Consider the following 23,998-nt stretch of genomic DNA (forward strand, 5'->3'; position numbering starts at 1 on the left):
GGTTGATGAGGTCTTGAAGGGATACTGAGTGAGCGAAATTGCGGCTGAACTCGCGCGAGTGCGTGAGGCGTTCGACAAGCCGACCCTCCGGCTGCTGGACCGCAAATGGGCGCCCTTCGTGCTCGCGGTCTTCAAATCGTCGTTCAGCCGCGACCGGCGCAGTGTGCAAGCGGACCTGCTGCATACCCAGGTGGACGCCTACCTCGCCGATCTCCGCTCGGTAGGCAGCGAGGTGCCCGGCAAAAACGGGCGTGCCCTGTGCGTGCAGTGGATGAACGACCAGTGGTTGTACCGCGAAACGGGCGAGCACGGCGAAGAGCAGTACTCTCTGACGTCCCATGCCCTCGAGGCGCTGCTGTTGGTCGCGGGCCTCTCCCGCGACCGCGCCCTGATCAGCGAATCCCGACTCACGACGATTGTCGATGCCGTGCGTCACCGGGCCACCCAGGCGAACCCCGATCGGGCCGAGCGCCTCCGGCGCCTCGACCAGGAACTCGTCGAAAAGCAGAGTGAACGGGATCGTCTCGCCGCGGGCGGCGACATAGCGGAAACGTCGTCGGAGCAGATGCATGAGGGCTACGCGAACCTCGTCGACCTGATCACCCAACTGCCGAGCGACTTCAAACGGGTCGAAGAATCCGTAGCCTTGATGCACCGCCAGATCGTGAACGATTTCCGCGCCGAGGAACGCCCGATCAGCGAGGTTCTCGACGACTACCTGACGAAGACCGACGCCCTTATGACGTCGACGGCGGAGGGCCGCGCCTTCGAGGGCGCCTTCGCCCTACTGCGCAATGACGAGCTCATGCAGGAACTGAAGAACGACCTCGAAACAATTTTGCTGCACCCCTTCGCCCTGGAGCTGAGCGCCGACGACCGCAGAAGCTTCATGGGGACGGTGAGCCTCATCCGCAAGGGAATCGACGACGTCCTCACCCAGCGCAACGGACTCACCACAACACTGCGCGAACACATCGTCAACCATGACGTCGTCAAGGACCGGGAACTGGAGCGGCTGCTGCGCGAGATCAACAAGGAACTCGCCACGTGGATGGAGACCGCCGGACCCCGGTCGACCGTCACAACGGAACTGATGCCGGGAACGCTCGATGTGGAGCACCTGCGCGAACGTTTCTACGACCCGGGAGCACACCTCGCGCCGCCCGACCTCGACGACGTATCGGGGGACGCCCCCGAGCCCGACAGCCTGGAGGCGATGCGCACGCAGGGCGGCCCGCTGCTGGACGACCTGCGCCTCGCGCTCGTCTCCGCATCCACGGCGGCATTCCTCGCCGGGACGAATGCCTCGATCGGTGACGCGTTCAACGGCCTCGATGACGGCCTCCGCCGTCCGGTCGAAATTCTCGGGCTGCTGCACCTGGCGACGCAGCTCGGCGCCGTGCACCGGGGCGAAGCAGTTGAGGCCTTCGACACGGTACGACCCGACGGCACCGCACGGTCGTTCTCCGTGCCTCGCATTGTTTTGAACGAGCACGACGCGGCGGCCCTGGCCGCCCTGAACTCTGGATCTGATCATGACTGACACCTGGACCGATGACGTCGACGGCGGCGCGGACACCGAAAACCCCGGCGACGGGTCCGCGGAGAACCTTTCGTTGTTTGAGGGAGATGAGGGCAGCCTCAGCATCATGCAGCGCAAGACCCTCGTGCTGCTGATGAAGCAGCGCTACATCTCCGCGGCCCTGCAACCCGTCGAGTGGCGCACCCTGCTGGCCGCGCAGAGCCTGCTCAAATCGCGCCTCAACGACGTATTCCTCGACCTGCACATCGATTTGCACTATGAGGTCGCGTTCAAACGCCAGGCCGTCGCCGAAGGCGGTGACCGGTTCCCCACCCTGCTGCACGACGTGTCGTACTCGCGCGAAGAGACGATTCTGCTCGTGCTGCTGCGGCAACGCTTTCGCAGCGAGCGAGCCAACGGCCAGGACATCGTCATCGTGGATCGTGACAATCTCGTCGACAACGTCGCGCGCTTCCGGCCGGAGCACGCCACCGACCTCTCCGGCGACGCCCGCCGGGCCGCAGCGGCCGTGGACAGCCTCGCCAAGGCGCGGGTGCTGCTGAGGACCAGCGACCCGGACCGGTTCAGGATATCCGCGGTGATCGAGGTGCTCCTCCCGCTGGAGCGTCTCGCGGAACTTCTCGAGTGGCTCCTCAGCCAGAACGGCGAGGAACGGTCGGCGGGAAACGATAACGCCGACGAAACCGACACCGTTGCCGAGCGCGCACTGGAGGCCATCTCATGAGCGACGCCGCCCTGTTCTACATCGACGGAGCCACCGAAGGAACCACGCAGTGGCGTGCCGAATCCCTGCAAATGGTGAACTGGGGTGGATTCCACGGTCACCACGACGTGGCGTTCGCACCGACCGCGACGCTCGTTTCCGGCGCGTCCGGCACGGGCAAGAGCAGCCTCCTCGATGCGTACCTCGCGCTCATGATGCCGTCGGACACCCCCTTCAACGGTGCCTCCAACGACGCCGGCTCCGGCCGCGCGCGGAGCGCCGACCAGCGCAACCTCATGTCGTATCTCAAGGGCAAAACCGACTCCAATCGGGAGACGGGCACCGGAGCACTGCAGGATCAGGTCTTGCGCGGCGCGGACTCGTCGACGTGGGGCGCCGTGGCGATGACGTTCATCGACGACAACCAGCGGCGCTTCACGGTGCTGCGGACCTACTTCCTGCCACGTGCATCGACGAGATTCGCCGACGTGTCAATGAAGATGGCAACTGTCGACGGATACCTCGACCTGCGCGACCTCGCCGAAATCACCGAATCCCGGTTCGACAAACGGGCGCTGAAGACGCGATTCCCCGACATGGACATTTTCGACACCTACGCCGCCTTCGCGCAGACGCTGTTCACCCGGCTGGGCATCGGCGCCAACGGCGAGGGCGGCAAGGCCCTGCGGTTGCTCGCCCGGATCCAGGCCGGTCAGCAGGTGAAGAGCGTCGATGGGCTCTACAAGTCCATGGTGCTCGAACAACCCGCCACGTTCGCCGCCGCGGACAAGGCGGTCGACCATTTCGAAGACCTGGAACGGTCGTACGGGGCCATGGTCACCGAGGCGCAGAAGGCCAAGGTCCTCGAGCGACTGCCCGACCTGCATCGCGACTTCGAGGCGGCCTCCACCAAGGCCGACCTCATCGACACCTTCGGAGTGCACCGCGAAGGCGACACACCGTTCGTGCTGTGGAAGCTGCAGACCGAGCGCGACTTGCTCGACCTCGCCGCCGACGCGAACCGGGCCAAACGGCGGGACAACCTTGCTGCCTTCACGCACAGCCGGGACACCGAAACCGACCTGAAGACCCGGGTCGGGCACGTCCAGCACCGGCAGCGCGACAACGGCGGTGACGCGCTCATCGGCCTGCAGAACGAACGGGCACGCCTGAGCGACATACGCGACGATGTGGCCGGTGAGCGGGCCCGATTCGACGAACGTGTGCGGGTCCTGTCCGTCGACATCCACTCCCTCGACGACCTGCGCCATGCCCAGGCCGAGGCCGGGCGGTTTCTGGCGCAGAGCACCGAATTGGAGCGCGACCTCGACGAACAACGCGACCTGCTGCACAAGAGGTCGTACCCGGTGGAGCAGCAGATCCGCGAACTGACTCAGGAACGCGCGTTCCTGTCGGGGCGGGCAAGCCTCGTCCCCCAGCACCTGCACAATGCCCGCGTCACCATCGCCGAGGCGAGTGGCATCCCGGTTGAGGAACTCCCGTTTGTGGCGGAACTCATCGACCTCGCCACGGGGGAGGAGGACTGGCGGCACGCGGCCGAAGTCACCCTCGCCCCCATCATCCGGGTACTGCTGGTGGACGCGACGCGGTTGCGCGCACTCAGTGAAGCCATCGAACCCCTGCACCTCCCCGTACGCATCCACTTCGAAGGCGTCGCGCTCGAAGACTTCACCGCCACGGCCGGCGATTCGCGCTTCGTCAGCGGCAAGCTCGGGTACCAGGATTCGCCGTTCAGCGCGTGGGTCAGGGCCCGCGTGCAGGCCCCAACGCTGGACGCCCTGTGCGTCACCACCGCGGCCGACCTGACGGGCGACGGGCCCCGAGTCACCCGGAACGGACAGACACGCAACGGTGGCCGCGGCGCTCACGGATGGAACCGGGACCAGAAGTCGATCATCGGCTTCTCCAATCAGAGCAGGCTCGATGACATCGACGCGGAACTCGTCACCCTCCGGGCCACCGCCGACACGCTGGCCGGTGAGGCGACGGCTCGAGGCAACAGCATCACCGAGCTGCGCCACCGCGCCGCCGCGCAGCAGGTCGTCGTCGACACCGTGTGGTCGTCCATCGACGCCGAGGGCGCCGAGGCCCGCATCAACGACAAGAGCGCCGAATACGAGCGGGTGCTCGGGGCGAGCGACGTGCTCCTGGCCCTGCAAACCGAGGAGGAACGACTCGCGGCCGAGCTCGAGGGTGTGCGGAAGGCCAAGCACACCACCGAGCACACGGCCGACCTGCTCGCGGCCGAGCAGGTGCGCATCGTCGACGCCCAGGACGCCCTGGCGGACGCCCTCGACCGGATCGAAGGCACGGCGACGGTCACCCTGTCGGCGGAACACGCCACCCGCCTCGATGCGGAGTTCGCCCTGGTCACCGACCACACCGACCTGGCCCAGTACGAGGCGGGCGTAAAACGGCTGCGCGACGGCCTCATCGCCCAATCCGCCCAGGACCGCGAGACCGCGACCCGGGCGCGGGACTCGCTCGTGCGCATCTTCGAGACCTTCCAGAACCGTTGGCCCGACCCGAACATCGGCGTGTCCATGGAGTCGTTCACGGCATACCGGGACATTCTCGATGCCGTGTACACGCTCGGCCTGCACGAGCGACGCCAGGAGTGGAAGCGCCGACTCGCGGCGTGGAGCGGGCAGGACCTGGTGCCCCTCGCCGGAGCATTCTCCAGTTCGATCGAGGAGATCGAAGACCGACTCCGCCCGATCAACGACATCCTGACGACGCTTCCCTTCGGCGCCGGACGAGACCGGCTGAAGATTTCGCTGCGACGGCTGCACTCCGAGGATGTCGCCGCCTTCCGTCAGGAGCTCAAGGCGCTGTCATCGGGCGCCACGGAGCACTTCACCGAGGAGGAAACCGAGAGCCGCTTCACCCGACTGCAGACCTTCATGCAGCTGATTCGACGCCCGGAGGGGGAAGCACGCCAGGACACCACCAGGGACCTGCTCCTCGATGTGCGCAAGCACGTGGAGATCACCGCCGTGCGCACCACCCCCGACGGTGTCGATGTCAGCACCTACTCGTCGCTGGGCGGCAAGAGCGGTGGGGAGTCGCAGGAACTCGTCGCGTTCGTCGTCGGCGCCGCACTGCGCTTCCAACTGGGGGACGAAAGCCGCACCCGTCCACGTTTCGCGCCGGTCTTCCTCGACGAGGGCTTCGTGAAGTCGGACTCGGAGTTCGCCGGACGTGCCGTTGCGGCGTGGAAGGGGCTCGGGTTCCAGCTCATCGTGGGCGCCCCCCTCGACAAGGTGACGGCCCTGGAGCCGCACATGGAACTCGTGTTGTCCATGACGAAGAACAACGCGACCGGATACTCGTACATCATCCCGCTGCGCTCCAGCGAGCCGGCGACGCTGTCGTGATCACGACCGCTCCGGGAGTGGGAGACTAGAGGCATGACCGGCGCCGCAGCATCCGTGACTCTTCCCGTGCTCGACCTGTCCCGACTCGACGGGGACGCCGCCGACGCCGCCGCCTTTCGGGTGGAGCTGCGAGAAGCCACCCACGACTACGGCTTCTTCTACCTGACCGGGCACGGCGTTCCAGCCGACCTCATCGACCGGGTGATGAGCACCGCACGCGCGTTCTTCGCGCTGCCCGAAGCGGACAAGATGGCCATTGAGAACCTGCAGAGCCCCCACTTTCGCGGCTACACGCGCATCGGCGGCGAGCTCACCCAGGGCGTCGTCGACTGGCGCGAACAGATCGACATCGGTCCCGAACGCGACGTGGTGCCGCGCACGGCCGGCACCCCCGACTTCATGCGGCTGGAGGGTCCCAACCAGTGGCCCGCCGCCCTGCCGGAACTCGAGAAGGTCATGACCCAATGGCGCGAGGAACTGAACGCGGTGGCCCTGCGCCTGATGCAGGCGTGGGCGCTCTCGCTCGGATCCGACGAGCATGTCTTCGACGAGGCCTTCGCCCGCAAACCCTTCACCCTGATCAAAATCGTGCGCTACCCCGGAAAATCCGACCCGACCCCGCGACAGGGCGTCGGCGCGCACAAAGACTCGGGAGTGCTCACACTGCTCTTCGTCGAACCGGGCAAGAGCGGCCTGCAGGTGGAGAAGGACGGCGACTGGATCGACGCGCCCCCGCTGGACGGGGCCTTCGTGGTAAACATCGGAGAACTGCTCGAGGTCGCCACCGACGGGTACCTGAAGGCCACCGTGCACCGGGTCATTTCCCCGTTGATCGGGCAGGACCGCATCTCGATCCCGTTCTTCTTCGGGCCGGCGCTGGACGCCACCATCCCGCTGCTTGACCTGCCAGACACCCTGCACGCCCCCGGCATCACTGTGGACCCCGAAAACCCGATCTTCACCACGTACGGTGAGAACGCGCTCAAGAGCCGGATGCGCGGGCACCCCGACGTCGCCGCCATCCACCACGCCGACCTGTAGGCCGCGTCCCGCCCTTTCTCTTCCAGCGCAACCCCCGCAGGGCCGGGAGGCAATCATCGCGCGGACGGCGACTAAACTAGACCTTTCGCTGTAGGGGAGTTTGTGTGATCGATCAAGAGCTGGCGCGTGAACAGGACTACGTCACAACGCTCTACGCTCGGTTGGATGCGTTGCAGCGCGAAGCCGAGCAGCAGCTGACCGCGGTGCGGAGGCTCGACGTCGGCGGCAACCACCAGGCGAGGTCGGAGCGGGACAACTTCGCGCGGCTCTATGAAGACCGAATCATGCAACTGCGGGAGGTCGACGATCGGCTGGCGTTCGGACGGTTGGAAACAGCGCCGGACCCGACCGGGGAATCCGTTTTCCGTTACATCGGGCGCGTCGGTCTCCGCGACGAAGAGCTGCACCCGATCCTGCTTGACTGGCGCGTGCCGCAGGCCAGCGCCTTCTACCAGGCGACGGCGGCCACCCCGCTCGGCGCCCGGTCTCGGCGGCACCTCCTGTCCAGCGGACGCAACATCATTCGCATCGAAGACGAGATTCTGGACGCGTCGCTGCTCGACGAGCCCGGTGCGGCCCTGCACCAGGGGGAGGGTGCGCTGCTGGCCGCCCTGACCGCCCAACGCACCGGTCACATGACGGACATCGTGTCCACCATCCAGGCCGAGCAGGACACGATCATCCGTTCCGACCTGCCCGGTGTGCTGGTGGTGCAGGGCGGACCGGGAACGGGCAAGACCGCCGTCGCTCTTCACCGTGCGGCGTATCTGCTGTACACGCACCGCGATCGGTTGCGGGATTCCGGCGTGCTCATCGTGGGACCGTCCCGATCATTCCTGCAGTACATCGAAGCCGTTCTGCCGTCGCTCGGGGAGACCGGAGTCGTGCTCGCCTCCGTGGGCCAGCTCTTCACGGGGGTCGAGGCCACCCAGGAGGACGTGCCGGCGGTCGCCGAGCTCAAGGGCCAGACCCTCATGGCGGACCTCATGGCGCGCGCGGTACGGTCCCGGCAGCGGGCGCCGGCCGAGGAGCTCACCCTTGTCGTGAACGGTGACCGCCTCACCGTGCACCCGGAGCTGTTCCTCGACGCCATCGCCCGGGCGCGGTCCGGTGGCAAGCCGCACAACGAGGCGCGGGTCACCTTCGTGAAGATCGCGCTCGGAGCGCTCGCGAAACAGTGGCTCGCGCAGCTCAAGGCGCAGGGCCGGTCCATGGACGACACTGATTTGCACATGCTGCGGGAGGACCTGCGTCTGGCCGATGATGTCAGGGTCGCGTTGAACACCGCCTGGCTGCCCCTCACCCCCGAGAAGCTCGTGCAAGACCTGTTCGCGCGCCCGCAGTGGCTCGCCGAGATCACCCCCGGCTGGTCGGCGGAACGCCGGGCGCTGCTTGGGCGTTCCCGCGAATCTGAATTCACCGTCGCCGACGTTCCCCTGCTCGACGAGGCGGCGGAACTCCTCGGCGAGTACAACGTCGTCGATCAGGCGCAAAAGCGCGCCGCCAAGGAACAGCGCAAGCGCGACATTGAGAACGCGGAATCCGCCATCGACAACATGGAGGTGAAGGGCCTCGTCAACGCGAAGGAACTCGCGGAGAGCTTCGCCGAACTGGGAGATCGCGCCACGACGGCCGAACGCGCGGGACGTGACCGCACGTGGACGTACGGTCACGTCGTCGTCGACGAAGCCCAGGAGCTGTCGCCGATGCAGTGGCGGCTGCTGCTGCGCCGCGGCCCGAGACGATCGTTCACGATCGTCGGCGACATCGCCCAGGCGGCGTCGGCCGCCGCATCCGCCAGCTGGAAGGACGCGCTCAGGCCTGTGCTGCAGGGCTCGCTGGAAGCGGGCCGGTGGCGGCTGGAGGAACTCACGGTGAACTACCGCACGCCGAGCCAGATCGCCGAGGTCGCCGAACGCGTGGCGCTCGCGCACGGCCTGCGCATCACACCCTCCCGCACGGTGCGGGCAAGCCAGTGGCCCGTGGAACACCTGCAGGATGCCGCGGAGGCGGTGCGTCGCGATCGGCGCCTGGAGCACGAAGGCACCCTCGCGGTCATCGCCGTCGACGCGCAGATCACGGCGCTCGAAACGGCGCTGACAGCGGAGTTCGGCGCGCTCGTCGGGCGCGGTCCGTTGGGGCTCAGCCGAGACATCGCCCTGCTCACCCCGCAGGACGCCAAGGGACTCGAGTTCGACGCCGTCATCGTCGTGGAACCTGAGTCCATTATGGCGGCGTCGGAGCGGGGCGCCGGCGCACTGTACGTGGCCATGACCCGGGCCACGCAACGGCTCTACCTCGTGTCGGAGCAACCGTTGCCGGACGAGTTCCGCTGAAGAGGGCACGGGGGCGGTCAACGTCCACAGAATGTCGCGGACCACCGGAATACGCGGCCGCCGGAACGGGTTCCACCCGGAGTGCGCGCAATCGCCCGCGCCGGCGTTGACGTCAGCACGCGCTCAGCCGAAACCAGACACCTGTCATTCTCTTAAGGAGTTCCGATGACCGCACCGTCCCACATCGCCGCCGCCGTCCCTGTCACACCGCTCAACAGCGGCGCCACCATTCCCCAGCTCGGTTTCGGCACATTCCAGATCGCCGCGCCGGATGCGCAGGCCGCCACGCTCGCCGCGCTGGAGGCCGGCTACCGGCACATCGATACCGCCGAGATGTACGGCAATGAGAAGGAAATCGGGCAGGCCATTGCCGAGTCCGGCCTCGCCCGCACGGAGGTGTACGTGACGAGCAAGCTCAACAACGGCGCTCACGCGCGCGCGGATGCCCTCGCCGCGTTCGACCGCACGCTCGATGAGCTCGGCCTTGAATCGCTCGACCTGTTCCTCATCCACTGGCCGCTCCCGGCCGTGGGCGACTACGTGGAGACGTGGAGGGCGATGGAAGAAATGCATCGTTCCGGCCGTGTGGCCTCCATCGGCGTGTCCAACTTCCAGCAGGCGCACCTGCAGCGACTGTTCGACGAGACGGACACCGTGCCCGCCGTGAACCAGATCGAGGTACATCCGTACCTCACCCAGGAACCCCTGCGTGCGTTCAACACGAAGCACGGCATCGTGACCGAGGCCTGGTCTCCTATCGCCCGGGGGAAGGTGCTCGGCGATCCCGTGATCACCGCTGTCGCCGACCGCCTCGGCCGCACCGCCGCACAGGTGACGCTGCGCTGGCACCTGCAGCGCGGCGACGTTGTCTTCCCGAAGTCGGTCACGCGGGCCCGCGTCGCCGAGAACTTCGCGCTCTTCGACTTCGAGCTCACGGATTCCGACGTACTCGCCATCACGGCGCTCAACCGCGATGAGCGTACCGGCCCGAATCCGGATGAGTTCAACCGCGTCCCCTAAGAGCGTGAGTCAGTAACGCCTATTCAGGTTTGATGGCGCGACACTCGGGTCGGCACGCAACCCGCCGCCGTCCGGGGATCGTTCCAGGAGCCCGGCGCTGCCCGACTCAGCGCAAAGGGAATGACCGACGGCTGTCATCGCCCGGCCAGGTCGCGAGCCGCGTCGTGCAGGCACTCGATGAACACCGCCGCGACCTTGCGCTCCGGGCGGGCGGCGCGCACCGCGATGAGCCGAGTGGTGGGAGAGCCCGAGAGGGGGATGGCGACGATCGACGGCGGAAGGAGGTGTCTCACCGACTCGGGCAGGATACTCGTGCCGACGCCCGCCGCGACGAAGCCCAGCGCCGTCTCCTGATGCACGACCTCCTCGACGACCCGGACGACGCCGGCAGCCGCGTCAAGCACCGCGGCCACCCGGTCGACGTAGCCGGGCATGAGGGAACGCGGATAGGTGATCATGGGCACGTCGATGATCTCCCGTGCCGTCACCTCGCTGCGCTGAGCCAGCGGATGATCAACGGGGAGGCACGCCACGAGGAGCTCCTCGAATACGACCTCCGACGTCAGTTCAAGAGACGAGCCCGAGTCCCGGGGAATGTCATCGCGCACGATGCCCACGTCGAGGGTCCCCGCCCGGAGTGCATCGATCTGTTGGCCGGAGGTCAGGGGGTGCAGATCCAGGGTGACATTGGACCGTCGCGCGCGAAATAGCTGCACGACGCCGGGCAGCACGGTGTAGTTGGCCGAGCTGACAAACCCGGCAGAGAGCCGGCCGGACAGGCCGTCCGCGTAGTCGCGCATCTCCTCCCGGACCGCGTCCACTTCTTCCAGGATCGCGTGCGCCCTCGTCTGCAGGTGTTGGCCGGCCGGGGTGAGGCTCACCCGCCGGGTGGTTCGCTCGAATAGCGGTGTCCCGAGCTCCTCCTCAAGTCGGCTCACCTGCACGCTCAGCGGGGGCTGCGACATGTGCAGGACCTCCGCCGCGCGCCCGAAGTGGAGTTCATCGGCTACGGCGAGAAAATATCGCAGCTGTCGGAGGTCCATTTCGGAAATGATAGGACCTTCGTATTACCGGGATATTTCGGCAATATTACGAGTGTTTCGCTATCAATCAGGGTCGTAAGGAGTATTGGACGTTCGCCCAATATGTATGAATACTTTCCCTTACACACCCCGATCTGGAGGACTATCCGTGGCTGAATCATCTACGACCAGCGAGACCACACCCAGCACCCGCATCGACATGCTGTACCTGAGCGAGCCGGAGGTCATCGCCGCTGGGGTGAAGGACATGGACCGCTGCATCGAGGTCATGGAGGAAGTGCTCATCCTCGTGGCCAATGGCGACTACCGGATGGCCGGCAACTCCGCGAACTCGCACGGTGCGCAGATCGGCTTCCCTGCATCTTCACCATTCCCCACCATGCCCACGGATGCTGCCGACCGCCGGTTCATGGCGATGCCGGCCTACCTCGGAGGCCGCTTCGACACCGCCGGAGTCAAGTGGTACGGCTCGAACATCGACAACCGCGAGCAGGGCCTGCCCCGGTCCATCCACCTCATCGTCCTCAACGACAAGGTGACCGGCGCGCCGTTCGCGATCATGTCCGGCAACCTCGAGAGCGCGTATCGGACCGCGGCAGTGCCCGGCGCCGCCGCGAAAAAGCTCGCCCCGATCAACGCGAAGTCGCTTGGAATCATCGGTCCCGGCGCGATGAACAAGAGCGCCCTGCACGCGTTGACGACGGCGCGGCGGACGCTCGACACGATTCGTATCAACGGCCGTCGCCGCTCCACCTCGGAGACCTTCGCCGCCTATGTGTCGAAGCACTACCCGCAGTTCACGACCATCGAAATCGCAGACACGATCGAGGCCGCAGTGCGCGATTCCGACATCGTCTCGGAGGCGGTCACGGGACTCGTCGGCTCCGAGAACTACCCCTACATCGACGGCGACTGGATCAAGCCCGGCGCCTTCCTCAGCCTGCCGGCGAACCTGAAGATGGACAAGGAATTCACCCTGTCGGGCAAAGCTCGCCTCATTGCGGATGCCAAGCCGATCTACCAGGCCTGGGCCGAAGAATACCCGGCACCCTCGCACGAGACCGCCTTCGGCATGATCGGACTCTACTGGCAGGACCTCATCGAGGCGGGCGAACTCGACGAGTCGCGGGTCGTCAACATCGGCGACGTCTTCGAGGGCACCGCCGTCGGACGTGAGTTCGACGGACAGCCCGTGCTCTTCAGCGTCGGAGGAATGGGCGTCGAGGACGTCGCGTGGGCAAAGACCGTCTATGAGAACGCGGTCGAGCTGGGGATCGGCACGAAGCTCAACCTGTGGGACGCACCGAACATGTCCTAGGACAACGGACGCGGGGAGCCGCACCCTGCACCACACGCACCACACGCACCACACGCACCACCTGCACCACCTGCACCACCTGCACCACCTGCACCACCTGCACCACCTGCACCACCTGCACCACCTGCACCACCTGCACCACCTGCACCACCTGCACCACCTGCACCACCTGCACCACCTGCACCACCTGCACCACCTGCACCACCTGCACCACCTTTCTCTATCCTTCTCCGGCGCGCCATCCCGGCGCGCCCCCAAACCCTGTGGAGTGAAACGTGGACTCTGGAAACGTTGCCTGGATCCTGACGAGCGCAGCGCTCGTCGCACTGATGATCCCGGGCCTTGCCCTGTTCTACGGCGGGATGGTCTCCTCCCGCCGCATCCTCAACATGATGCTCATGTGCTTCGGCGGCGCAGCGCTCGTCGCGCTCCTCTGGGTCGCCTTCGGCTACTCCGCGGTCTTCGGCGATTCGCTCGGCGGTCTCGGCCTGCTCGGTGATCCGCTCGCCTTCGCCGGGCTCGATGCGGCACTGGCCGACGATCCGGACGCCGGCATCCCGCTCGCCCTGTTCGCCTCCTTCCAGCTGCTCTTCGCTGCGGTCACCACTGCGCTCGTCGCCGGAGCCGCTGCCGGACGGATGAAGTTCGGCGCCTGGCTCCTCTTCGCCGGGCTCTGGGCCACCTTCGTCTACTTTCCGATCGCGCACTGGGTGTTCGCGTTCGACAGCGACACCGTCGTGGGCGGCTGGATTGCCAACGCTCTGGGAGCGGTCGACTTCGCCGGAGGCACCGCCGTACACATGAACGCCGGGATCGCCGCCCTGGCGCTGGCGATCGTGCTCGGCAAGAGCAAGGACTGGGGCGGACCTGCGCGCCCGCACAACCGCCCACTCGTTCTGGTCGGCGCCGGTCTGCTGTGGGTCGGCTGGTACGGATTCAACGCAGGATCCGCGCTCGCTGCGGGCAACGCCGCGAGCGTCGTCTTCCTCAACACCACTGTCGCCGCCTGCGCCGGCCTTCTCGGCTGGGCCTTGGTCGACCGTCTCCGCCACGGAGCCGTCACCAGCCTCGGCAGCGCATCCGGACTCATTGCCGCCCTCGTCGCGATCACCCCGGCGTGCGGTGCCGTGTCGCCGCTCGGCGCTATCGCGATCGGAGCGATCGCCGGTGTGGTCTGCTGCCTGGCCATCGAGTGGAAGTTCCGGCTCGGCTTCGACGACTCCCTCGACGTCGTTGGCGTGCACCTCGTCGGCGGCATCATCGGAACGCTGCTGGTTGGGTTCTTCGCCACCGCCGCCGCGCCGAACGGACGCGCCGGTCTCTTCTACGGCGGCGGCTTCGAACTGCTGGGTGTGCAGAGCGTCGCCACCATCGCCGTTCTCGCCTACTCCTTCGTCGTCACCTGGTTGATCGCGAAGGCCATCCAGAAAACTGTTGGGCTACGCATCCCCGAGGAGCACGAAGTCACCGGCATCGACGAGCACCACCATGCGGAGCGGGCCTACGAGGATGACGAGAACTTCACACCGGCGCAGTCGGTATGAGCGTGAACGCGGCGTGCGCGGCACCCGAGCCCGCCTCCTCGAGATCCGCGTCTCCTTGTGATCCGCACACGCCACTGATCCACATGCGCCACTACATGACAGGACTATCCTCATGACCAGCATCATCATCGTCGGCGCCGGCCTCGCTGGAGCCTCCGCCGCGTGGCGACTCGCGCAGCGCGGTCACGACGTGACCGTTCTCGAACGAACCTCTCCCGCGAACGAGTTCGGCAGCTCGCATGGATCCGCCCGCATCTTTCGGTACGCGTACCCCGAGCCCTTCTACGTCGATCTCGTTGTGGAGTCCTCACGCGGCTGGTCGGAGTTGGCGACGGCACACGGTTCCGAACTGATCACGCCGACCGGCGCGGTCGACTACGGCAACGCCCGCGATCCGGAACGACTCGCCGAGGTGCTCGCCGCGGCCGGCGTCGCACACGAGCTGCTCACCGCAGATGCTGCGCGAGTGCGCTGGGACTTCGCCTTCGACACCACCGTGCTCTGGCAGCCCGGCGCGGGGGTCATCGACGCCGAGCGCAGCGTCGGCGCGATGATCGCTCAGGCGCAACTCCACGGCGCTCGGGTGCTGGGTGATCAACCCGTCACTCGGGTGCAGAAGACCGCGGCCGGCTACCGCGTGCTCACCGCGACGGGGGAGGCGTTCGAGGCCGAGCAGGTCGTCGTCGCGGCCGGCGGCTGGTTGCCCGATCTCCTCGGCGAGCTCGCGCTGCCGGACGCCTTCGTCCAGACGTTCCCGTCCCTCGAGGTGCGGCAGGAGCAGGCCTACCACTTCCCCTACCGCGACGCGCAGCTCGCGTGGCCGTCGTTCATCCACAAGACGGACGAAATCCAGGTCTACGGGCTGCCCGGCGGACGCGACGCCGACAACCGCGGGCAGAAGATCGCCGAGTTCAACGGCGGTAAGCGCATCCCCTCGGCCGCTGCGCACGACCAGCTCATCGACCCCGCGAATCGGCGCCGCGTCGTGGACTACGTCGAGCACTACCTCCCGGGCCTCGTGCCCGAGCCGTACGCCGAGACGACCTGCCTGTTCACGAACACGCCGAATGAGAACTTCGTCATCGACCGCGTGGAGGGCATCACCGTGCTCTCGCCGTGCTCGGGACACGGCGCCAAATTCGCCCCGCTGATCGGCGAACTCGCCGCAGCACTCGTCGCCGGCGAAGAGGTGCCGAGCCGCTTCCGCCCCGGGCTGCTCGCCGCCCGCTGACAGATACGGACCACCATGCAGAACACCGGCACACACAGCGCCGCAACCCAGAACACCCCCCGCGTCGACACCGTCGCCGGCCTCCTGGCCGAGATCGCCGACATCGGCACCGATCCGCTGCGTGGCGGCTACTCACGCCCCGTATTCTCCAACGCGGAACTCGACCTGCGCGAGTGGTTCATCGCCCACGCCACGAAGCGCGGACTCGACGTCGAGATCGACGGCGTCGGCACCATCCGCGCCTGGTGGCACACCCCCTCGCGCACGACGACAGGCGCCGTGCTCACCGGCAGCCATCTCGACTCAGTGCCCGGTGGCGGCGCGTTCGACGGCCCGCTCGGCATCGCGTCGGCGCTCGTCGCCGTCGACTTGCTCCGAGCCCGCGGATTTATACCGGACAAGCCGCTCGTCGTCGCGGCGTTTCCCGAGGAAGAGGGCTCCCGCTTTGGTATCGCCTGCCTCGGGTCGCGCCTGCTGACCGGCATGATCGCCCCGGAGCGGGCCCTCGCGCTGCAGGATCCAGACGGCGATACCTTCGCCGAGGTGCTCACGCGCAACGGCTTCGACCCCCGGGCCGTCAGCGCCGACGTCGACGGCATCGGCGCCTTCGACTCGTTCGTCGAACTGCATGTCGAACAGGGGCGCGCCCTGATCGACCTCGATGCGCCCGTCGCGATCGGTTCCAGCATCCTCGGTCACGGACGGTGGCGTGCGAGCATCCGCGGCGAGGGCAACCATGCCGGTACAACGCAGATGCCCGATCGCCACGACCCGATGGTCGCTGCGGCCCGAGCGATCCAGGCCATCCGCGACCTCGCGCGCACAACTCAGGATGCGCGCGCGACCGTGGGACGCCTGCAGCCGGTCCCCGGGGGGACGAACGTGATCGCCTCCCGCGTCGACTTCTGGATCGACGCCCGCCACCCCGACGACACGGTCACCCTCGCTCTCGTCGAGTCGATCCGAAGCGCACTGGAGTTGCTCGGCGCCGAGGAGGGCTGCGAGGTGCAGCTCACCGAGGAGTCCTTCAGCGCGACCACCCGATTCGACACTCGCCTGCGCGGTCGCCTCGAGAGCATGCTTCCGCAAGCGCCCGTCCTCGACACCGGAGCAGGCCACGATGCCGGCGTTCTCGCCTCAGTCATCCCGACCGCGATGCTCTTCGTGCGCAACCCGACGGGCATCTCGCACTCGCCGGAGGAGTACACCACCGACCTCGACGCACAACTCGGCGCGGAGAGGCTGGCGGACGTCCTCCAGGGACTCCTCGTCGAGTAGGCGACGGCACGCGGCCCTGGCAGCGTTCGCATAGGACGCGTAGAACTCCTTCGGGTCCAGCTGAGTTTCGACGATGTCCGGGCCGCCGATCGCTCCACGGCGACGCGGGTGCGTTACTGCGCGGCGATGGCCTTCACCTGCTCGGCGATGTCGGCATCCGACCTGGCATCGAAGACGCCCCACATGAAATGCGTCGGGCCGCTCCCGTCGCTGCGCGGAACCGCTGCCCGCATGGTCCAGCCCGAAGCCAGGGCCGCGGTTCCGAGCATCTCTAACGAGGGCGCAATCGACTTGCGCAGCACCTTGCCGGCGACGACGGCGCCCCGGTCGGAGAGCCGCCAGCCGCGGTGGTGGGCCAGCGTCCGGCCGACCTCCTCGTTGCTGAGCCACCAGCGAAACGTGCGGGCGGGCGGCTCAATTGCTTTTAGGGTCATGCAACTCACTGTAGCCACGCCCGCTGCACCTCAGCGTGGCACCTCGCCGGACGACCACCCGGCCAGGCGTCGACGAAAGAACCTTTGGGCGGTGCCGCGGGAATCGTCGTTGATGAACACAAACCGGGAGTCGCCGAACGGGTTGAGCCCCTGCGGCAGGGCGAGAACGCCGAATTCGACGTCGAGACGGTCGATGAGGGCGCGCAGTCGACCGTCAGCGACAGCATCCCAGGGCACCGCGACGGACGTGTTCACGTCGAGTTGGCGCATCCGAAAACCGGGTCCGCGGTGCTCGCGGATCACCCCCGCACGGCGGAGCAGGTGGGCGATCGGAGCAGAGGCGGTCAGCCGCGGGTTGACCTCGATCACCGCGCCCGCAATCATGTCCACGCCGACGAGGCCGGTCAGCGCGTACGTTCCGGCCAACCGCGCGTAAATGTTCCCGGCGGCTTGCGACTGAGCCGACTGGATGCCCGGCGTCCAGCGCGCCCCCACCCAGCGCCCGTCCGACGCGATCACCTGCCGGTGCGCCTCCAGGATGTCTACACCGCCGCCCCTGGACAGAAACGCCGAAGCACCGTGAGGCGTCCCACGAAGAAAACGTTGTACTTGAAAGCGCCCGGGCAACCGGCCCGTCGCCTGGAGCTCCCCGACGTGGTTCGCGATCGCGCGTGCCGTTGACCCGGATCCATGATCGAAGAACACACCGATTCCGGCGGCCCCGCCCGACGGTTTGAAGACGTATCGTCCGTCGGCGGGCAGAAGATGAGGCCCGGCGCGCCGCCACGTCTCCGGCGTGAAACCCCAGGATTCCGCCGCCGGCACACCGATGGCCTGCAGCGCCCGCATGGCCTCGTTCTTGTCCATGAACCTCGACGTCGTGGCGGCCTGTTCGGAGAGTGCCGCATCGATGGATTCGAGGGGCAGCCGTTCCAGCGTGGCGCGGTCCAGGACGAAGGCCAGCAGGGCCCCGTTCCCAAAATGGAATTGCCGGGCGGCGGCGTCGGCCAGTGCGCCAACATGCCACGTGAGGTGCCGCGGGAGGGAGCCCGTGCCGGAGCGGGCGACCGTGCACGCCATGACCAGTCTGCTTCGGGAGGAGCTCAGGCGTATCCCCGTGGCGGCCGCCCAGATCTGCGCATTGACGTCGAGCGCTCCGGCGAGGAGGGAGATGGCGACGTCGTCGGCGCGGGGTATCCGCACGACGAAGACATCCTCGGGTCGCGTGTACAGGTGTCCCTGGAGGCCGCTGTCGATGTCCGCGGCATCCCGGTTCCAGAACGCCCGCACAAGCGCCGGATCATCGAAAACACCTGATGTCGTCAGGGCGATGATGCGCCCCCGGTCGGTGTCACCGACGACGGTACCCAGGTGAGTCACGTCGTCGCGAGTACCGAAACCGCCGTCAGTCATGGTTCATGGTAGCGACGTTCCTCGTGCGGGCCGTCGTCGGTAACGCGGCGGTAACGGCCACTGGGATTGACTCGGGAGTCAAGGGAAAAGGAGCAGCCGATATGGATAACAACTCGAAATTGCTCGTGCTCGACGTCGCGCACGAGAAACCCGAACGGGGGCAGCGCGGCGCCGTGGCTGACGCCCTGGATTTGGTTCTGGCTTCCGGGGCGACGTTCCGGCACAGCAGTGGGCGGCTCGTGCTGCTGGACGTGTCGGGGCCGCAGGAAGCACGCATCACCCAGGATATTCCGGGCGGCCGCGTGGTGCCTCTCGACACCGATGTGTCCACACTGATCCCGGAACTGGACAGCAACGAACTTCTGTTCCTCGAGGCGGTGCGCATCCGAAACTCCGCCGCGTACCAGGAGGAGAAGGCGCGTCAGACTCCGGGTGAATCTCCGGAGGAACAGCTCATGTTCACCGCACCCTGCATCCCAGGAGGAGAGTCCCATGGTTAACGAACGAATGATCAACCGCGTGGCCGCCGCCATTGTGTTTGTGGCCGGGCCAGGCCAGTATGCGATCTCCGCGGCGGAGAAGGCGCATATTCTGGCCGAGGTGCAGAGCGGTCACGGGGCGCTGGCCGGCAACGAACCCCGGGCCAGGCTCAACTGGTCCTACTCCTCACTCAGCGTGACCCTGCCCACCTTCACCGCCTGGCAGGGAGCCAACTGGCCGGGCCTCAGCGAACCGTTCTACCGTCGCATCGACGACGCCCTCTGGAGCGGCACGAACCAGAAGATCTACTTCTTCCGGGGCAGCGAGTACATTCGCGTCGACCCGAACAACGGATGGAAGGCCGACGCGGGCTACCCCAAGCCGATCGCCGGCAACTGGCCGGGATTCCCCGCCAACTTCGCGTCCGGAATCGACGCGGCCCTGTGGAGTGGAACCACCCAGCAGATCTACTTCTTCAAAGGCAGCGAGTACATTCGGGTCGACCCGGCCAACGGCTGGAGCGTGGACGCGGGGTATCCGAAACAGATTGCGGGCAACTGGCCCGGATTCCCCGCCGACTTCGCCGCGGGGGTCGATGCCGCGCTGTGGAGCGGCACGACGCAGAAGATCTACTTCTTCAAGAACGACACGTACATTCGCGTCGACCCGAGCAATGGCTGGCACGTCGACGCCGGCTACCCCAAACCGATCACCGGAAACTGGCCGGGTTTCCCCGATTCCTTCGCGGACGGGGTGGATGGGGCGCTGTGGAGCGAGACGACGCAGAAGGTGTACTTCTTCAACGCCAATCGCTTCTACAACGACTACATCCGGGTGGATCCGGCTGCCGGCTGGAGCGTCGAAGCAGGGTATCCGAAGCCGGTGGGGCTGGGCTGGGACGCGGAGGACAAATGGCGTGACCCCGCCCTGTCGCTGCTCGGGTTTCCGGCGGGCGCACCCGGGTTCACCCAACTCGTGGATTCGGTGAAAGCGTCCACCGGCTCGCAGTACGGCTACGTGGGCTTCTTCACGAAGATGCCAACGGCCTGGTTTGCCTACGCGAACGGGCTGAACTCGCTCAAGGTCGTCATGCGGGAAACCGGGTCGTCCTTCCTGAACTGGACGTCGATCGACCGGGTGTATTCGCACGAGACTGGGCACATTTTCGGCGCGTTCGACGAGTACACATCGTCGAACTGCACGTGCACCTCCTCGCACACCGGGTTCTTCACCGAGGTCAACGGCAACTGCCAGCTGTGCGCCGTGAACCCCACCGCCTGCCTGATGAACAACAACGTCAACGTGCTGTGTCCGTTCACTCAGGCATCCATCGGGTGGAAGGCCTTCCTCTCGGGTATCGACGCCGGCGTGCACACGTTCGCCAACACCAAGCTGTACCTGTTCTCGGACGAGTACTACGTGCGCTATACCGGCTACACGATGGATCCTGAGTACCCGAAGCGGATCGCCGGCAACTGGCCGGGCTTCCCCGCAGCCTTTGCCGCGGGAGTCGACGCCGCGCTGTGGAGCGGACCGACGCAGAAGGTGTACTTCTTCAAGGGCAGCCAGTACCTGCGTGTCGATCCGGCCGCGGGATGGGCGGTCGAGGCCGGGTATCCGAAACCGATCGCGGGCAATTGGCCGGGTTTCCCGGCCACGTTCGCCGCCGGAGTCGACGCCGCGGTGTGGAGCAAGACCACCCAGAAGATTTACTTCTTCAAGGGCAGCCAGTACGTGCGTGTCGATCCGGCCGCGGGGTGGGCGGTCGAGGCCGGGTATCCGAAACCGATCGCGGGCAACTGGCCGGGCTTCGGCCCGTCCTACGCGGCCGGGGTGGATGCCGCAGTCTGGGGCGACTCGAATACGAAGATGTACTTCTTCAAGGCAACGGGCTACATTCGCGTCGACCCGAACAACGGGTGGAACGTGGACCCCGGATACCCGAACCAGATCAACATCAATTGGATGCCGTTCCCGACGGCGCCCCTGTTGCATGATCGGGCCGATGAGCGGGTTGCGGAGGTGAGGGAGGCAGCACAGCAGAGCAGAGACACCGACTGACATTAATCAAGCCCACAACACCACCGCAGGAGATGACAATGAGCACCACTCTCAACCCGTACCTCAGCTTTCGCGACAATGCCAGGGAGGTCATGGACTTCTACACCTCCGTCTTCGGGGGCACGCTGACCCGGAGCACGTTCGCCGAGTTCCAGGTGAGTGACGACCCCGCAGAGAACGACAAGATCATGCACTCGATGCTGGTCACGGACACGGGCCTCACCCTGATGGCCGCCGATGTCCCGAACGCCATGCCGTACACGGTCGGAGACAACATCTCTGTGTCGCTCAGCGGCGATGACGAAGCGGAGTTGCGCGGCTACTGGAATGGACTCGCCGCGGGAGGAAACGTGGTGATGCCGCTGTCCCCGTCACCATGGAACGACCAATTCGGCATGCTGCGTGACAGGTTCGGCGTGAACTGGCTCGTGAACATCGCGGCGCCGACGACCGCCGAGACCATCTCGGACGAGGCGGTGCCGCGTTCGACCGCCGATGATTCCTAGTCGACCCGAAAGTCGCGACGCCCTGCGGGTGGGTGGCCCGGCGTCACTGCTATCGGGACGGACCCGGTGTCGGCGACGCCGGGTCCGTCCCGTTGCCTGAACGTCGGCTAGTCGTGATCGTTATGGCTGCGTTTGTCGGCGCTTGCGAGGCGCTGCACCGCCGCCAGGGGCAGGGGCAGCCAGTCCGGGCGGTTGCGTGTCTCGTAGACCGTCTCGTAAATGGCCTTGTCCAGTTCGAACGCGTCGAGGAGCGCGGTGTTCTCGCCGCTGCTGTCAGACTCAGCGGGGGAGAGATGTGCCCCTGCCCCTGGCCCCTCCGTCCCCCGGGCGTATCCCTCCAGAAACGCCTGTCGGCAGGCCAGCGCCCACGCCACAATGTGGGCGGGGTCCCGGTGCGGGTGCGCATGCATGACCGTTCCGGCGACGTAGTCGAAAGACCGCAGCATACCCGCCACGTCGCGAATCGGCTCGTCCGGCCGGTCGCGGTCGCTGACGGCCCGCAGCGGCTCTCCCTCGAAGTCCAGCAGAATCCACCCGCGCCCGGGAGCGTCCAGGACCTGCCCCAGGTGGAAGTCTCCATGGATGTGCTGAAGCCGGGGCCACGGGACCGTCAGGGCCCGCGCAAAGATGCGTTCAACCTCGGGGCGCACGTTCAGGAGCGCGGGGACCTCGACAGCGGCCTGACGGAACCGATCCAGCATCGCGGTCACCATGGTGACCATCACGTGCGGGGTGGCGTCGAGGGTCGGCATCGCCGCAGCGAGTTCGCTGTGCACCTCGGCCGTCGCGTGTCCGAGGCGTCGAGCCGGCTCGCTGAAATCGTCGCCCGCATCGGCCGCGATCAGAGCAGTGCGCCACGCATCCGCAGCATCCGGGATGAATTCCTGCACGAAGGCAAGATGACCGGTGGCGCGTCCGTCCGGCCGGTCGGGATCGTCCCATTCACCGGCCACGGAACCGAGCGGTTCGGGAATGTAGCGCGATCCGGCCTCCGCGAGCGCGGTTTGCACGACGACGTCCGGATTCTGCCCATGCTGGATCGCCCGGAAGACCTTGCAGATGACGGGCGGAACCGACCCGGCCTCCCCGCCCAGGTCGCAGATGATCGACGTGTTCGATTGTTCTCCGCTCAGCACTCTGCTCGAGAGCACGGGGCGGGAGGCCGCTCGTGTCGCAAGGGACGAAGCGGGATGACCGGCGTGGATCGGCAGGCCGTGCGCGATGGTCGCGGACGAGGACTCCAGCTGCTCGGGGTAGCCGCCCCGGTCGACGATGAAGCGGAGCAGGGCGCCCACCCACAGGGTGTCATGGGTGCCGTCGTAGACGAAGCGCGCCGGCCCGTTCGCCTCGCCGACCACGGCGATGAGGGCGGCTTCCAGTTGCGGCGCGCGTGCCACACGCTCGCTGACGGGAATCTGATAGACCCCGGAGCCCGGGCGGGAATCGTCTCGAACGAGCAGCGTGCGCAGCCGGACCCCCAGATCGGGTGAGGCCAGCGTCCACTGCCCGACGAGACTCAGGGCGGGAGGGACATCCCTCGACGGAAACCAACGCTGCGCGGCCACCCAACGGCTCAGAAAGTCGGGCAGCTCCGCGGTGAAGACGTCCGCGTCGTGAGCCCTGCGCTGTGTACGCTCCTGGTCAGTCATGCGGCCAGCGTACGCGCGCACGCGACCGAATCACAGTGTTCGTGCTCGCGGTTCCACTCCGTTCACACGCCGGACCACACGTTTCATACGCCGGACCACACTTCGCGGGCTCGTGACCTGCACGCAATGTGCGCGAAACGTTGGGTCCGCAGACTCAGAGAATGACGAGATCGAGACGACCGAGGTTGGCGACCGCCGAGCTGCGCTGCGATGACTGCGGACAGCTGCCGGAGGCGTCCAAGACCCGCCAGACCGTCGCGGACGTTGTCACGATCCTCCCGATCGAGCTGGTGGTGCACGCCGTCGTTGTGCACACCGAGCTGCCGTATGTGGCCAAGGTGCTTGTTCTCGCCCTCACGGCCACAACCCTGGTGATCTGGGTCGCGGAACCTGGAGCGCGGCGACTGCTCCGACGGTGGCTGCACGCCCCGGCACTGCTTCGACGATCGACCCTGCACGATTCGCCGGCATTGTGGCGGGTGCGTACGGTGCTTCCCGATGAGAGCGGAGCGCTTGAGCGGGTCACCCGCGGCTTCAAGCGACTCGACGTGAATATTCTGAGCATCCATGTGCATCCGGTGGACGGCGGCGTCCTCGACGAATTTGTGCTGAGCGCGCCGGGAGAGCTCACCGACGACGCCCTGCTCGCGAGCCTCGTGGCCAGTGGCGGCCGCTCGACCCGGGTGTTGCCGACGTCGCCGCTGGCCCTCACCGATGGGCAGACGAAGGCGCTGGGCCTGGCGGCCCGGGTCGCCGGGAACCCGGGCGAACTGGCCGCGGCGACGGCGGAACTCCTCTCGGCGCGAATGATAACCGCGCCGGTGGGCCCGGTCGACGACACCGTTCTGAAGATTCCGCGGGCGTGGAACGAGCCGCTGTATTTTTCCCGTCCGGGCGACCCGTTCACACCCGCCGAGGCGTCGCGCGCTCATCACCTGGCCGAGCTGGCCGAGGTCGTCGAAGTAACCGGTCAGGCGCGGCCCGAAGCCACGTCGTAGCC

The 23,998-nt window shown here is 66.9% G+C and carries 19 protein-coding genes; 14 read left to right on the top strand and 5 right to left on the bottom strand.

All coding sequences use genetic code 11. From position 1 onward, the window contains the following. Positions 1 to 28 precede the first annotated feature (28 nt). The 6 genes from AC1MB9_RS05500 (at position 29) to AC1MB9_RS05525 (ending at position 10,041) form a co-directional block, all read left to right on the top strand. A complete protein-coding gene (locus AC1MB9_RS05500; protein WP_479964028.1) occupies positions 29 to 1,543 on the top strand; it encodes a DUF3375 domain-containing protein in 1,515 nt (504 codons plus the stop codon). Continuing rightward, a complete protein-coding gene (locus AC1MB9_RS05505; protein WP_479964029.1) occupies positions 1,536 to 2,267 on the top strand; it encodes a DUF4194 domain-containing protein in 732 nt (243 codons plus the stop codon). Before AC1MB9_RS05500 ends, AC1MB9_RS05505 begins: the two co-directional genes overlap by 8 nt. After that, entirely contained in the window at positions 2,264 to 5,644 is a 3,381-nt protein-coding gene (locus AC1MB9_RS05510) for an ATP-binding protein (RefSeq protein ID WP_479964030.1), read from the top strand. The genes AC1MB9_RS05505 and AC1MB9_RS05510 overlap by 4 nt, the downstream gene beginning before the upstream one ends. 33 nt (positions 5,645 to 5,677) lie before the next feature. Further along, the gene (locus AC1MB9_RS05515) at positions 5,678 to 6,685 is read left to right on the top strand and encodes an isopenicillin N synthase family dioxygenase (RefSeq protein ID WP_479964031.1); all 1,008 of its coding nucleotides are present in this window, start codon (positions 5,678 to 5,680) and stop codon (positions 6,683 to 6,685) included. Between the two features lie 104 nt (positions 6,686 to 6,789). After that, positions 6,790 to 9,021 (top strand): HelD family protein, encoded by a 2,232-nt coding sequence (locus AC1MB9_RS05520; protein ID WP_479964032.1) that lies wholly within the window; start codon positions 6,790 to 6,792, stop codon positions 9,019 to 9,021. 165 nt (positions 9,022 to 9,186) lie between these two features. Continuing rightward, a complete protein-coding gene (locus AC1MB9_RS05525) occupies positions 9,187 to 10,041 on the top strand; it encodes an aldo/keto reductase (protein ID WP_479964033.1) in 855 nt (284 codons plus the stop codon). 134 nt (positions 10,042 to 10,175) lie between these two features. Here the strand turns inward: AC1MB9_RS05525 and AC1MB9_RS05530 are convergent, their stop codons facing one another. Further along, positions 10,176 to 11,084 (bottom strand): LysR family transcriptional regulator, encoded by a 909-nt coding sequence (locus AC1MB9_RS05530; RefSeq protein WP_479964034.1) that lies wholly within the window; start codon positions 11,082 to 11,084, stop codon positions 10,176 to 10,178. Between the two features lie 148 nt (positions 11,085 to 11,232). Between AC1MB9_RS05530 and AC1MB9_RS05535 the strand changes: the two genes are divergently transcribed. Then, positions 11,233 to 12,402 carry a tyramine oxidase subunit B gene (locus AC1MB9_RS05535; RefSeq protein WP_479964035.1) on the top strand — a complete coding sequence of 390 codons (1,170 nt, stop codon included), beginning with the start codon at positions 11,233 to 11,235 and terminating at the stop codon, positions 12,400 to 12,402. Here the strand turns inward: AC1MB9_RS05535 and AC1MB9_RS05540 are convergent. Further along, on the bottom strand, positions 12,371 to 12,616 hold the full coding sequence (locus AC1MB9_RS05540) for a hypothetical protein (RefSeq protein WP_479964036.1): 246 nt from the start codon (positions 12,614 to 12,616) through the stop codon (positions 12,371 to 12,373). The two genes, AC1MB9_RS05535 and AC1MB9_RS05540, sit on opposite strands and share 32 nt — an antisense overlap. A gap of 61 nt (positions 12,617 to 12,677) precedes the next feature. Here AC1MB9_RS05540 and AC1MB9_RS05545 point away from each other — a divergent pair, with 61 nt between their 5' ends. The 3 genes from AC1MB9_RS05545 to AC1MB9_RS05555 all read left to right on the top strand — a co-directional run bounded on the left by AC1MB9_RS05545 (position 12,678) and on the right by AC1MB9_RS05555 (position 16,455). Further along, complete coding sequence (locus tag AC1MB9_RS05545) at positions 12,678 to 13,946, top strand: ammonium transporter (RefSeq protein WP_479964037.1); 1,269 nt, start codon at positions 12,678 to 12,680, stop codon at positions 13,944 to 13,946. Between the two features lie 112 nt (positions 13,947 to 14,058). Continuing rightward, a complete protein-coding gene (locus AC1MB9_RS05550; RefSeq protein WP_479964038.1) occupies positions 14,059 to 15,177 on the top strand; it encodes an FAD-dependent oxidoreductase in 1,119 nt (372 codons plus the stop codon). Between the two features lie 15 nt (positions 15,178 to 15,192). Then, positions 15,193 to 16,455, top strand: coding sequence for an allantoate amidohydrolase (locus AC1MB9_RS05555; protein WP_479964039.1), 1,263 nt, complete (start codon positions 15,193 to 15,195; stop codon positions 16,453 to 16,455). Positions 16,456 to 16,568: 113 nt separating this feature from the next. On the opposite strand, the gene AC1MB9_RS05560 is transcribed toward AC1MB9_RS05555, so the two are convergent. Continuing rightward, positions 16,569 to 16,889, bottom strand: a complete 321-nt coding sequence (locus tag AC1MB9_RS05560) for a hypothetical protein (protein WP_479964040.1) — start codon at positions 16,887 to 16,889, stop codon at positions 16,569 to 16,571. Between the two features lie 30 nt (positions 16,890 to 16,919). After that, positions 16,920 to 18,302 (bottom strand): ATP-grasp domain-containing protein, encoded by a 1,383-nt coding sequence (locus AC1MB9_RS05565; RefSeq protein ID WP_479964041.1) that lies wholly within the window; start codon positions 18,300 to 18,302, stop codon positions 16,920 to 16,922. A 101-nt stretch (positions 18,303 to 18,403) separates the two neighbouring features. Between AC1MB9_RS05565 and AC1MB9_RS05570 the strand changes: the two genes are divergently transcribed. Genes AC1MB9_RS05570 through AC1MB9_RS05580 form a run of 3 tightly spaced genes read left to right on the top strand, consistent with a single transcriptional unit; the run spans position 18,404 to position 21,349 of the window. Then, positions 18,404 to 18,802 (top strand): hypothetical protein, encoded by a 399-nt coding sequence (locus AC1MB9_RS05570; RefSeq protein ID WP_479964042.1) that lies wholly within the window; start codon positions 18,404 to 18,406, stop codon positions 18,800 to 18,802. Beyond that, on the top strand, positions 18,795 to 20,843 hold the full coding sequence (locus tag AC1MB9_RS05575; RefSeq protein WP_479964043.1) for a hemopexin repeat-containing protein: 2,049 nt from the start codon (positions 18,795 to 18,797) through the stop codon (positions 20,841 to 20,843). Before AC1MB9_RS05570 ends, AC1MB9_RS05575 begins: the two co-directional genes overlap by 8 nt. A gap of 38 nt (positions 20,844 to 20,881) precedes the next feature. Further along, positions 20,882 to 21,349, top strand: coding sequence for a VOC family protein (locus tag AC1MB9_RS05580; protein WP_479964044.1), 468 nt, complete (start codon positions 20,882 to 20,884; stop codon positions 21,347 to 21,349). 107 nt (positions 21,350 to 21,456) lie between these two features. Here AC1MB9_RS05580 and AC1MB9_RS05585 read toward each other — a convergent pair whose 3' ends face one another. Continuing rightward, positions 21,457 to 22,998 carry a maltokinase N-terminal cap-like domain-containing protein gene (locus AC1MB9_RS05585; protein ID WP_479964045.1) on the bottom strand — a complete coding sequence of 514 codons (1,542 nt, stop codon included), beginning with the start codon at positions 22,996 to 22,998 and terminating at the stop codon, positions 21,457 to 21,459. 161 nt (positions 22,999 to 23,159) lie between these two features. On the opposite strand from AC1MB9_RS05585, the gene AC1MB9_RS05590 reads away from it, so the two are divergent. Continuing rightward, positions 23,160 to 23,996, top strand: a complete 837-nt coding sequence (locus AC1MB9_RS05590; RefSeq protein WP_479964046.1) for an amino acid-binding protein — start codon at positions 23,160 to 23,162, stop codon at positions 23,994 to 23,996. Positions 23,997 to 23,998: the final 2 nt, after the last annotated feature.

The sequence above is a fragment of the Cryobacterium sp. AP27 genome, assembly GCF_056680495.1.

Coding starts and splice junctions, on each gene's coding strand:
- AC1MB9_RS05575 (WP_479964043.1), top strand. CDS start 18,795: ATGGTTAACGAACGAATGATCAACCGCGTGGCCGCCGCCATTGTGTTT.
- AC1MB9_RS05585 (WP_479964045.1), bottom strand. CDS start 22,998: ATGACTGACCAGGAGCGTACACAGCGCAGGGCTCACGACGCGGACGTC.
- AC1MB9_RS05515 (WP_479964031.1), top strand. CDS start 5,678: ATGACCGGCGCCGCAGCATCCGTGACTCTTCCCGTGCTCGACCTGTCC.
- AC1MB9_RS05510 (WP_479964030.1), top strand. CDS start 2,264: ATGAGCGACGCCGCCCTGTTCTACATCGACGGAGCCACCGAAGGAACC.
- AC1MB9_RS05505 (WP_479964029.1), top strand. CDS start 1,536: ATGACTGACACCTGGACCGATGACGTCGACGGCGGCGCGGACACCGAA.
- AC1MB9_RS05555 (WP_479964039.1), top strand. CDS start 15,193: ATGCAGAACACCGGCACACACAGCGCCGCAACCCAGAACACCCCCCGC.
- AC1MB9_RS05530 (WP_479964034.1), bottom strand. CDS start 11,084: ATGGACCTCCGACAGCTGCGATATTTTCTCGCCGTAGCCGATGAACTC.
- AC1MB9_RS05525 (WP_479964033.1), top strand. CDS start 9,187: ATGACCGCACCGTCCCACATCGCCGCCGCCGTCCCTGTCACACCGCTC.
- AC1MB9_RS05550 (WP_479964038.1), top strand. CDS start 14,059: ATGACCAGCATCATCATCGTCGGCGCCGGCCTCGCTGGAGCCTCCGCC.
- AC1MB9_RS05560 (WP_479964040.1), bottom strand. CDS start 16,889: ATGACCCTAAAAGCAATTGAGCCGCCCGCCCGCACGTTTCGCTGGTGG.
- AC1MB9_RS05590 (WP_479964046.1), top strand. CDS start 23,160: ATGACGAGATCGAGACGACCGAGGTTGGCGACCGCCGAGCTGCGCTGC.
- AC1MB9_RS05565 (WP_479964041.1), bottom strand. CDS start 18,302: ATGACTGACGGCGGTTTCGGTACTCGCGACGACGTGACTCACCTGGGT.
- AC1MB9_RS05580 (WP_479964044.1), top strand. CDS start 20,882: ATGAGCACCACTCTCAACCCGTACCTCAGCTTTCGCGACAATGCCAGG.
- AC1MB9_RS05570 (WP_479964042.1), top strand. CDS start 18,404: ATGGATAACAACTCGAAATTGCTCGTGCTCGACGTCGCGCACGAGAAA.